Source organism: Streptomyces sp. NPDC014764 (genome assembly GCF_043082785.1).
Lineage (GTDB): Bacteria > Actinomycetota > Actinomycetes > Streptomycetales > Streptomycetaceae > Streptomyces > Streptomyces althioticus.
In genome coordinates this window covers 1-7,555 of record NZ_JBIBXY010000008.1, presented here as the reverse complement: position 1 = coordinate 7,555, position 7,555 = coordinate 1, and the positions used below count along the sequence as shown (strand labels likewise).

The 7,555-nt window shown below is 58.0% G+C and carries 6 protein-coding genes; 3 read left to right on the top strand and 3 right to left on the bottom strand.

Annotation, left to right across the window (positions count from 1 at the left end; all coding sequences use genetic code 11):
- Positions 1-598: 598 nt before the first annotated feature.
- The 3 genes from ACF1AG_RS20965 to ACF1AG_RS20955 all read left to right on the top strand — a co-directional run bounded on the left by ACF1AG_RS20965 (position 599) and on the right by ACF1AG_RS20955 (position 4,085).
- On the top strand, positions 599-2,974 hold the full coding sequence (locus ACF1AG_RS20965; RefSeq protein ID WP_391810191.1) for a P-loop ATPase, Sll1717 family: 2,376 nt from the start codon (positions 599-601) through the stop codon (positions 2,972-2,974).
- Positions 2,975-3,321: 347 nt separating this feature from the next.
- Entirely contained in the window at positions 3,322-3,789 is a 468-nt protein-coding gene (locus ACF1AG_RS20960; RefSeq protein WP_391810190.1) for a hypothetical protein, read from the top strand.
- Positions 3,786-4,085 (top strand): hypothetical protein, encoded by a 300-nt coding sequence (locus tag ACF1AG_RS20955; RefSeq protein ID WP_391810189.1) that lies wholly within the window; start codon positions 3,786-3,788, stop codon positions 4,083-4,085. The genes ACF1AG_RS20960 and ACF1AG_RS20955 overlap by 4 nt, the downstream gene beginning before the upstream one ends.
- Positions 4,086-4,445: 360 nt before the next feature.
- Here ACF1AG_RS20955 and ACF1AG_RS20950 read toward each other — a convergent pair whose 3' ends face one another.
- From ACF1AG_RS20950 to ACF1AG_RS20940, 3 genes are all read right to left on the bottom strand, one after another.
- Positions 4,446-4,919 carry a hypothetical protein gene (locus ACF1AG_RS20950; RefSeq protein ID WP_391810188.1) on the bottom strand — a complete coding sequence of 158 codons (474 nt, stop codon included), beginning with the start codon at positions 4,917-4,919 and terminating at the stop codon, positions 4,446-4,448.
- A gap of 13 nt (positions 4,920-4,932) precedes the next feature.
- The gene (locus ACF1AG_RS20945) at positions 4,933-5,670 is read right to left on the bottom strand and encodes a hypothetical protein (protein ID WP_391810187.1); all 738 of its coding nucleotides are present in this window, start codon (positions 5,668-5,670) and stop codon (positions 4,933-4,935) included.
- 795 nt (positions 5,671-6,465) lie between these two features.
- A complete protein-coding gene (locus ACF1AG_RS20940; protein WP_391810186.1) occupies positions 6,466-7,410 on the bottom strand; it encodes a DUF1963 domain-containing protein in 945 nt (314 codons plus the stop codon).
- Positions 7,411-7,555: the final 145 nt, after the last annotated feature.

The window sequence follows — 7,555 nt, the reverse complement described above, 5'->3', positions numbered from 1 at the left end:
AGCCCAGCGGGCAGCCCCGCAGGTTCGGAGTCGGTGGTGATCACAGACTCAACAGCGACGAGCAGGTCATGGACTTCCCCGGCCGCCGACTCATCAAGTGCGGCTCGCTCCGCTCCCCGCGCGCGGCCCGGCCCCCGGCCGGGCCTGCGCTCCTGTCTCCGCCCCGCTCCAGCCCGGCCGGCGCCCGGCCCGCGCGCACAGCAATCAGCCGACCGAGGCCGGAGAAGGGATACATCGTGGTTAGGGCGGTCGACTCCGCGGCTCCAGCCACCTCCCCGGTCAGGGTCTCGCGTCGAGCAAGACCAGGGGGCCACTCGTGCACGTTGCGGGCAGGTCCAAGACCTACCCAAAATGCCAACTAGCGTACGACCCCTGATCATGCTCGACCCCAGACCGGGCAGGGGCCACCGGCCAAACCCGCTCCGTCGACCTCAAGACGCTGAGTCTGAGGCAGATCCGCGAGAAGCCTCCCCAACCAACTACTCACTGCCTAAACTCAAGCGGATGAGGTCCAGGGGGGCGACTGCACCCTTGACCGGTGCTCCCTTGGTGTTGCCCAACTCAAGGAAGTCTCCGCCGCCAGACCGCAGGGGGAAATATGGATTACAAGGTCTTTCTAGGGTACTCGAAGGATCCCGCTGATGTCTCTCAAGAAATTCAGCACGCGGCAGCGGTAGTAAACAAGAGTAGGTTCGCCGAGGCGAAGACTTGGGAATCAAACCCCGCCACGGGCAGAATAATCATCGAGACCGTCCTTCAGGACATCGACGATAGCACCATCTGCCTCTTTGACGTCACCACACTAAGCGAGAACGTCCTATTCGAGGTCGGTTACGCTTTCAGCCAGCGTAAACACATCGTATTGTCTGTCTGTAGAAGCCCTGAAACCATGCGCGACTGGCGGGCATTCGATATTTTCTCAACAATAGGATGCATCTTTTACGATAACGGGGGAGAGCTCGCTACAAGGTTCATGAGCGGCATCAGCGCAGCAAGCGAAAAGACTCTTTGGGATGATGTCTCCCAGTCTCTGGATCGAACCGTAAAGAACTCACTCTTTTATGTTCCCTCATACCATACATCTGAAGCAGAGCGCAACCTTCGCAGAATGGTCGGAAAGGAAAGAGACCTAGGAACTAAAGTCACCATCGCCGATCCGGCAGAACAAGGATCAGCTCCTCTTGCTTGGTATGTTAATTCCGTTTATTCGTCTGCAGCCACACTTCTTCAAATGTCGGGCGAAAGGCACGATCGGGATCGCCTGCATAACGCTCGAAGTGCGTTCATCGCTGGGCTTGCTAGAGGTCTTGAGCGGCCTTTGCTGGTGGTTGTCGAAGATGACTACCACGGCCCGGTCGACTATAAGGACATCCTGTACACCTACCAAAGCAAGAAGAGGCTCGCAGAAAAACTAAGTCGATGGCGTGAGCAAGCTTTCCGAGCCTGGAGTCAAGAAGGAGTTGCAGACCAGCCCCCCACCCCAAAGGTCGAGCTTGCCACAGAACTCAAGGACCTAAAATTCGGCGATTACGTGGCCGAGAATGAGTCAGATACCCTCGATGAATATTTCGTAGAGACTGCGGAATACGAGGCAGTACTAAATGAAAGCAGCGTCGTGTTCGTCGGGCGCAAGGGGGTGGGGAAATCAGCGAACATGATCCGGGCCTCACAAGTGCTACGAGACGACAAGCGAAACTTGGTTTGCGTAGTCCGGCCCCCCGATTATGACTTGGATGGCCTCGTGAGCGTATTACAATCCCTCGGAGGTGACGGCGACCAGTCTTTCCTAGTAGAGAGCTTTTGGCGATTTCTGCTCTACTCCGAAATCTCTCTGACAGCTGTAGCCGCAGCTGACAGGACGCCTGCCGGCATCAGCAATGGAACTCCGATGGCTCGGCTTCGAGATTACTTGACACAGAATGAGATCGCCGAGGAGTTCTCAGTTCGGCTTGAGCGAGTCATCAAATCTGTGCGTGGCGAGTTTCGGGAATCTTCCCATGCGTACTCGATCGAAAAGCAGCGAGAACGGATTGCCAACGCTTTGCACGGCAATCTCGTCGGGAACCTCCGCCGACTGCTTGGTGATGCACTGCGTGACCGCCATCGCGTAGCCCTTCTGGTTGACAATCTCGACAGTGCTTGGACGAAATCAGCTCAACTGAAGTCGCAAGCAGTCTTGCTTGTAGGCCTACTGAGCACAGTGAGCAGAATTGCCGAGGAGTTCCAACGAGAGAACAATAGGCTGCGATCTGTGAACGTCACAATCAGTGTCTTCCTGAGGTCTGACATCTACGACGAAGTGATCAAAGAAGCTCGCGAGCCAGATAAAATTAACACGAAGAGAATCGATTGGAGTCAGCCCGAGCTACTGAAGCGGGTAATGGATGAGCGATATCTATCCGTACGCCCGAAAGGAACCTCGCCAGACGAGCTTTGGGAGCGGTATTTCTGTCCGCAAGTTAACGGTAAACCCACCCTGGACTATATCTTCTCAACCATCCTTCACCGCCCCCGAGACTTGGTCTACTTCTGCAAGGCTGCCGTATACAATGCCGCTAATGCCCGCCACTTGATGGTCGAAGAGTCGGACATGAAGGAGGCAGAGAAGAGCTATAGCAAGTTCGCCCGTGAAGCACTGCTCGTCGAGTACGGGTCGACCATAAGCGACCTCGAAGAAGTCATCTACGAGTTCGCCGGATGCCCGCCCGTAATGCCCAAATCCATGGTGCTAGAAATCATCCAATCAGCACTTGGAATGGGAGAGCCAAGGCAGGCCGCTGAATTCCTAGATAGCCTGCTGAGAATTTCTTTCCTAGGTATTGAAGTGCGAGAGGGGAGCTTCTCATATCCGGACCGAGCAGATGATTTGAAAAAAGCAAAGGTTCTGGCTCGGAATGCCTCACGGCGCGAAAAAAGGGAAGAACGGTACGAGGTGCATCCGGCATACCGCAACTTTCTCGAAATCGAAGATTAGTTACGCGAGAGCCGATGGTCAGGCTCAGCCCCGCCCGCAAGACCGTCGCTTTCTCGAACCCCCCTGCCAATCGCGGCGGATTCCAGGCGGTAGCGCAACATACGACCCACAGAGCACGCATCGTATAACCAAGCAGGGGCCGGCCGGGCATTCCGGCCAAGGGCGGTTTAGTGTCTTGGCCTGCGATGCACGGCAGAATACCAACTCAGACTAAGGAGCGTCGTGCCGAAGCACGTGTTCGTAAGTGTTGACTATGACAATTCCCTCAAGGATTTTAATGGCAGGCAAAGAGCCCCGAATCGTCCTTCGGGATCCACGACTGGTCGATCAAGGAGGCGTCCCGCGCGGTGACCACGCTTCCTGAGCCGAACCAGCAGCCGGAGGTATTCGAGCTCTACAAGCTCGCCGTAGAGATGGCCGATCGCGTCTCCGCACGTCGGGGTACCGCCAACGCCTTCTTTCTGTCAGTACAGACCGCGCTCGTCACTTTGATTGGCTTCGGCATACCGAAGCTCTCCGAGTCTCCATGGTGGGTGTCGTGGGCCGTGGCCCTAGCCGGCATCACCTTGTCCGCCGCCTGGTGGATGCAACTTCGTAGCTACCGGGACCTCAACACCGCCAAGTTCCAAGTCATCAATAAGCTGGAGGAACATCTCCCCGCCAGAATCTTCGCTGACGAATGGGAAGCCCTGAAGAGGGACCCGATCCCCGGTTGGCGCAAGCGCTACGCCGAGCTGGGCACGTCCGAACGCGTCGTGCCCCTGGTGTTCACAGGAGCGCATCTAATCTTGTTTGTGGGCACACTGACCGTATGACATACCTCGATCCCCTCGCTGACCTGATCCAGTCCTGTCTCCCCGATGATGCTGAGCCTCCTACGAACTCTGACGACCTGTTCCGCATCTACGCCGTGCTTCTGCTGGCCAAGGGGGAACAGGTCACCGACGAAGACGTCCATAATGCCTGGTCAGCCTGGACTCAGTCGATGGACAGCTCTCATGAAGCACTGGTCCCCTTCCGTGATCTCGATCCGCAAACCCGCGCCTTCGATACCCCGTACGCAGAGGCTATTCGTGCAGCAGCTCGCCGACTGGGACCCAACACTGATTGAACAGTGCTCATCGTTGAGTATGTGTTCGGTGCGCTTCACAAGTTGGATCACCCGATCCGTGTGCGTTCGACGTTGTGCTGGTAGGCAAAGGTAGGGATCACCGCGGAATGGCGGGCCGCTTCTGCCAGCTAACGTCGCTCGTGGACTCCGTGACTGGAGCCTTTCCTGGGCCGTCCGAGGTCGCTCGACAGGGGTCAACATCGAACTCCTTAAAGCTGGTGTCGCAGGTTTAAATCCTGCCGGAGGCACCAAGGGCAAACGGCCTAAACCGTAATCGATTTAGGCCGTTTTTCCCACGCAGCCAACAAAAACGCGAGACTTCACCTTGCCTCATGATGCTTAGATTCGAAGAGCTACGACCTAGACAATGAATTTTTCGCCGCACATAAGACAGTGGATTGGATCGAGCCAATCTTCCGCTACTTTGAGCGGCTCGAACGTATGACAGGGGGGCTCGACGATCATCATGTCATCGGGATCGATGGGGGGTGAAAGCGGCTCCGGAACGGACCCTTTGCTGACTTCGAAGTTGATGCTGAGTCCGCCACGTTTCCTTCTATTTCTTCCGAATTCTTCCTTAAGGTCCTTCGTTAATTCCTCCATCACTGGTCCTGCGATAGAGGACTGGGCATATTCCAACTGCGCAGGAGTCCACCACGAGTCTTTACCTGCAGGGACGCCGCAGTAAGGACAGAAGTAGTTCTCGGGCTCCAAGAAGTCGTCAGGACGGCTCTCCGTATGTCCGTAAAAGCACTTGAACTCTTTTTCGCAGGTCGGACACTCTCTCCTTAGAAACCCTGACGAGTCAAGGAAAATGGTGATGGAAAATTCCATTACGACTCCACTGTCAGAGGCTTATTTTGCAAGGAAATTCTACGGGCGTTCCGTCCTCTAGTTTCCCTCGGACGGTAATATCGAAAATTGACTTTCCACCTCCCATGGAGGTTATGGCAAGAAGCTTTACTTGCTCTCCGGGCCGAAGTACGTCGATGGGCAGTTCATCGTCCCGAAGGTGGAAGCTTCCGGCATGTGGCGGAACGTCGACTGCTACCTGCTCAACGTTTTGATTCCCTGTATTGGACAAGACAAGTCGATGACTTCCGCGTCCAGAGTTTTGGAGTGTAGCACTGATGCGTGCGGAAGTCCTTTGCGCGGGAGGTGTTGCCAAAATTCTCCCTTGAGGAATGCGTTCGCGCTCCGTGACCGCTCGAATTGTTCTGCGCAGGCGCTGCCGCAATGTTGCTCGAGATCCGTTTGGATTGTCTTGGCCGTACATAACTGCACGATGGCCGGCGACGTCAAATGGAAGGTCGTGGGTGCCTTCGGCAATCAGAATGGGATCATGATTCTTCCAGGCGTATCCCAACTCGAAAAATACGTTGGCACTTTTCCCTGTACATACAGCAAAAACCATGTCTGCCGTGTCGATATCACTCAAAATCTGCTGCAGAACTGAACCCGGCGCAAAGACGTCGTCCCCGCGCATTGCTGTAACGCCCTCGGCGTCACAGGCAAAGATGATCTCTTCGTGTAGCCAGTCAAGTTCTCGATCGAACGGCATGATGATGAATGCCTTGCCGCTCATGTGAGGACTCCCCAACTCCGCCCACCTCTGGTGATAGTCAACTGCTGCTGAACCACATCCATCCGTAACGCTACGCCCGCCGTACTGTAGTTGCTAGTGGAATACGTCGCCCTTGTACAGGTCAGTTCAGTGTCTTCCCACAGTCCACCTGAGCTTCCCAAGCTGAGAGCTCAGGCACCGTCAGCACGTGCCGAACGTCGTGGCATGCTCTGGTCGACGACACTGGCAGCGTGGCGGAGGCCGGTGGGGGTGCGGCGAGGCATACGCGCGCCTAGTCGGCTGACGCGCCCGCCATCGTGGCGGACTGTCGGTGGTTGAGGTTCGTGCCACAACCGTGCCAGATGCAGGGGTCAGTTACGGTCAACACCGGTGTCCCGGGGTCGAGTAGCCGCCTGCTTCCTCGGTCGGTGAAGCCGCAGCTCAGGAGGGACGTCACCCCGCCTCTCTCCTAAAGCGGGTGTCGCAGGTTCGAATCCTGCCGGGGGCACCAGGCAAAAGGCCCCGGACCGATCATGGCCCGGGGCTTTTGACATCCATTCCTGACGTCAACGCGGGCAGAACGGGTGCATCCGGGGTGACGAGAGACGAGGGCCTCGACCGATTGAGGCAGCTGGCAGAGGCTCGGGCACTCGGACGTCACGTCGGCTCGGACCGCCTGCCCGAGCGACGGCGACCCCCTGGCGGGCCCGTTCGAGAGGCACGCCCGGCACGGCGGCACCCCTAGGCACGGACGCCTGGACAGCTTGCGTGAACGGATTTCGCAAGCCTCCCGATGGCAGAGTGCATCGGATGTGGTCAGGCGACCACGAAATTGGTCACGGCCAGCGCCTTCTCCACACGAGCGGCGGCCAGGTCGTCGTGACGGATCACGAAACTCGTGTAGTACTCCTCGTAGACCCGGGCTTCACTGACGAGCGATATCCACTCGCTCGTCAGCCGGTGCTTTTCCTCCTCCAGGTGAGAAGGCCATTTCGCGATCGGGATGGCCGGGATACTGCCTGCCTTCTCGCGTCCCGCGAGGGTCTGCTCCGCGATGCTGTTGATCACCTCGTCATCGGCATACCCGCCGATGACGACGTAGGCGCCGGACGGCCAGAGGTCGTGAGCCAGAGCCCGAAGTTCGTCCAGGTGTGGCAGGTCACGCTCCATGTACCGGAACAACTGCTGCTGGAAGGGCGACATGTCCTCCCACTCGAGATCCTCCCAGAACTCGTGCCAGTCCTCGTCCTCGCCCTCCTGGAGCCAGAGGGGCAGTTCGGCTCTGAGCTCGGCGCCGACGTCGAGCTGCTCGCGGACAGACACGGAGCTGGGAGCTTTCGCGACTGCGGTTTCGGTGCCGTCCGGCACGTACACGACTCGCGCGTACCTCCCAGAACGGTCCTCGTGGTCCATCTCCTGGTGCACGAAGAAGAGCAGAGTCCCGTCCGCCGGCAGGTCGAAGCCGTCGACTCGCGGCAGCGCCCCACAATCGACGGAGAGGAGGAACGGCAACGGAACGTCCCCGGCGGACGGCCACTTCATGCCCACCGGCAGCCGGGGCAACCCACCGAACTGCCCGACCGGAGTACCACCGCCCACGGACAATCCGATCGACAGACGAAGGTGCCGTGTGAATCTGCTGATCTCGTCGTCCGGGATGCCCAACTCAAGGGCTGCCCGACGGAACTCTCCCTGGTGATCCATGCCCGGAAAGATAAGCCACTCCCAACCCGGCTGTTTCATCAAGGTGTTGAGGAACATGGCTGTACGTGGTGGAGTGAGGCGTGGGCCCACGCTCCCGACTGCGCGACTCTCGTCGAAGAGATCAAGCGGTGTCTTCTGCGGGCGTGCCCCCGGTCACCCGCGCTTCCGGTCGCCGCACACGGCCCGGTCCAGCATGCGGACC

Bases quoted from the DNA above. Each gene is read 5' to 3' on its own strand.
- ACF1AG_RS20965 (WP_391810191.1), top strand. From the start codon at position 599: ATGGATTACAAGGTCTTTCTAGGGTACTCGAAGGATCCCGCTGATGTC.
- ACF1AG_RS20955 (WP_391810189.1), top strand. From the start codon at position 3,786: ATGACATACCTCGATCCCCTCGCTGACCTGATCCAGTCCTGTCTCCCC.
- ACF1AG_RS20950 (WP_391810188.1), bottom strand. From the start codon at position 4,919: ATGGAATTTTCCATCACCATTTTCCTTGACTCGTCAGGGTTTCTAAGG.
- ACF1AG_RS20945 (WP_391810187.1), bottom strand. From the start codon at position 5,670: ATGAGCGGCAAGGCATTCATCATCATGCCGTTCGATCGAGAACTTGAC.
- ACF1AG_RS20940 (WP_391810186.1), bottom strand. From the start codon at position 7,410: ATGTTCCTCAACACCTTGATGAAACAGCCGGGTTGGGAGTGGCTTATC.